The following is a 3,247-nucleotide window of genomic DNA, read 5'->3' on the forward strand; positions in this document are numbered from 1 at the left end:
AACACAGTGGACGCGAGCAACTGAGGACAAGCCCTCGGCCTATTAGTACCGGTCAACTCCACACGTTACCGTGCTTCCATATCCGGCCTATCAACCCAGTCGTCTACTGGGAGCCTTACCCTCTCAAGGAGGTGGGAATACTCATCTCGAAGCAGGCTTCCCGCTTAGATGCTTTCAGCGGTTATCCCTCCCGAACGTAGCCAACCAGCCATGCCCTTGGCAGAACAACTGGCACACCAGAGGTTCGTCCGTCCCGGTCCTCTCGTACTAGGGACAGCCCTTCTCAATATTCCTACGCGCACAGCGGATAGGGACCGAACTGTCTCACGACGTTCTAAACCCAGCTCGCGTACCGCTTTAATGGGCGAACAGCCCAACCCTTGGGACCGACTCCAGCCCCAGGATGCGACGAGCCGACATCGAGGTGCCAAACCATCCCGTCGATATGGACTCTTGGGGAAGATCAGCCTGTTATCCCCGGGGTACCTTTTATCCGTTGAGCGACGGCGCTTCCACAAGCCACCGCCGGATCACTAGTCCCGACTTTCGTCCCTGCTCGACCCGTCGGTCTCACAGTCAAGCTCCCTTGTGCACTTACACTCAACACCTGATTGCCAACCAGGCTGAGGGAACCTTTGGGCGCCTCCGTTACTCTTTAGGAGGCAACCGCCCCAGTTAAACTACCCATCAGACACTGTCCCTGATCCGGATCACGGACCCAGGTTAGACATCCAGCACGACCAGACTGGTATTTCAACGACGACTCCCCCTGAACTGGCGTCCAGAGTTCACAGTCTCCCAGCTATCCTACACAAGCCGAACCGAACACCAATATCAAACTGTAGTAAAGGTCCCGGGGTCTTTCCGTCCTGCTGCGCGAAACGAGCATCTTTACTCGTAGTGCAATTTCACCGGGCCTATGGTTGAGACAGTCGAGAAGTCGTTACGCCATTCGTGCAGGTCGGAACTTACCCGACAAGGAATTTCGCTACCTTAGGATGGTTATAGTTACCACCGCCGTTTACTGGCGCTTAAGTTCTCAGCTTCGCCCCACCGAAATGGAGCTAACCGGTCCCCTTAACGTTCCAGCACCGGGCAGGCGTCAGTCCGTATACATCGCCTTACGGCTTCGCACGGACCTGTGTTTTTAGTAAACAGTCGCTTCTCGCTGGTCTCTGCGGCCACCCCCAGCTCGAACAGCAAGTGTTCTCACCAGACGTGGCCCCCCTTCTCCCGAAGTTACGGGGGCATTTTGCCGAGTTCCTTAACCATAGTTCACCCGAACGCCTCGGTATTCTCTACCTGACCACCTGAGTCGGTTTAGGGTACGGGCCGCCATGAAACTCGCTAGAGGCTTTTCTCGACAGCATAGGATCATCCACTTCACCACAATCGGCTCGGCATCAGGTCTCAGCCTCATGTACGACGGATTTACCTATCGCACGGCCTACACCCTTACCCCGGGACAACCACCGCCCGGGATGGACTACCTTCCTGCGTCACCCCATCACTCACCTACTAACCGCTTGGTTCGGCGGCTCCACCACTCCCCTTTGCCCGAAGGCTCCGGGGCGGCTTCACGGCCTTAGCATCACGATGCTCGATGTTTGACGCTTCACAGCGGGTACCGGAATATCAACCGGTTATCCATCGACTACGCCTGTCGGCCTCGCCTTAGGTCCCGACTTACCCTGGGCAGATCAGCTTGACCCAGGAACCCTTAGTCAATCGGCGCAAACGTTTCTCACGTTTGTATCGCTACTCATGCCTGCATTCTCACTCGTGAACCGTCCACAACTCGCTTCCGCGGCTGCTTCACCCGGCACACGACGCTCCCCTACCCATCCACACAGGCGTTGGCCCTATTGTGTGAATGACACGACTTCGGCGGTACGCTTGAGCCCCGCTACATTGTCGGCGCGGAATCACTAGACCAGTGAGCTATTACGCACTCTTTCAAGGGTGGCTGCTTCTAAGCCAACCTCCTGGTTGTCTCTGCGACTCCACATCCTTTCCCACTTAGCGTACGCTTAGGGGCCTTAGTCGATGCTCTGGGCTGTTTCCCTCTCGACCATGGAGCTTATCCCCCACAGTCTCACTGCCGCGCTCTCACTTACCGGCATTCGGAGTTTGGCTAAGGTCAGTAACCCGGTAGGGCCCATCGCCTATCCAGTGCTCTACCTCCGGCAAGAAACACACGACGCTGCACCTAAATGCATTTCGGGGAGAACCAGCTATCACGGAGTTTGATTGGCCTTTCACCCCTAACCACAGGTCATCCCCCAGGTTTTCAACCCTGGTGGGTTCGGTCCTCCACGAAGTCTTACCTCCGCTTCAACCTGCCCATGGCTAGATCACTCCGCTTCGGGTCTTGAGCGTGCTACTGAAACGCCCTATTCGGACTCGCTTTCGCTACGGCTTCCCCACACGGGTTAACCTCGCAACACACCGCAAACTCGCAGGCTCATTCTTCAAAAGGCACGCAGTCACGAGATACGTGCAAGCACGTATCCGACGCTCCCACGGCTTGTAGGCACACGGTTTCAGGTACTATTTCACTCCGCTCCCGCGGTACTTTTCACCATTCCCTCACGGTACTATCCGCTATCGGTCACCAGGGAATATTTAGGCTTAGCGGGTGGTCCCGCCAGATTCACACGGGATTTCTCGGGCCCCGTGCTACTTGGGTGTCTCTCAAACGAGCCGCTGATGTTTCGACTACGGGGGTCTTACCCTCTACGCCGGACCTTTCGCATGTCCTTCGCCTACATCAACGGTTTCTGACTCGTCTCACGGCCGGCAGACCGTAAAAGAGAGATCCCACAACCCCGCATACGCAACCCCTGCCGGGTCTCACACGTATACGGTTTGGCCTCATCCGGTTTCGCTCGCCACTACTCCCGGAATCACGGTTGTTTTCTCTTCCTGCGGGTACTGAGATGTTTCACTTCCCCGCGTTCCCTCCACATACCCTATGTGTTCAGGTATGGGTGACAGCCCATGACGACTGCCGGGTTTCCCCATTCGGAAACCCCCGGATCAAAGCCTGGTTGACGACTCCCCGGGGACTATCGTGGCCTCCCACGTCCTTCATCGGTTCCTGGTGCCAAGGCATCCACCGTGCGCCCTTAAAAACTTGGCCACAGATGCTCGCGTCCACTGTGCAGTTCTCAAACAACGACCAGCCACCCATCACCCCGAACCCTTACGGTCCGAGTGCACTGGGGCCGGCGACTGAGGAAAATTC

1 rRNA gene is annotated in these 3,247 nt (G+C 56.8%); it reads right to left on the reverse strand.

Annotation, left to right across the window (positions count from 1 at the left end):
• Nucleotides 1-22: 22 nt before the first annotated feature.
• A 23S ribosomal RNA gene (locus ACIQHQ_RS37360) occupies nucleotides 23-3,142 on the reverse strand.
• Between the last annotated feature and the right edge of the window lie 105 nt (nucleotides 3,143-3,247).

Source organism: Streptomyces sp. NPDC092370 (assembly GCF_044755265.1).
Classification (GTDB): Bacteria; Actinomycetota; Actinomycetes; order Streptomycetales; family Streptomycetaceae; genus Streptomyces.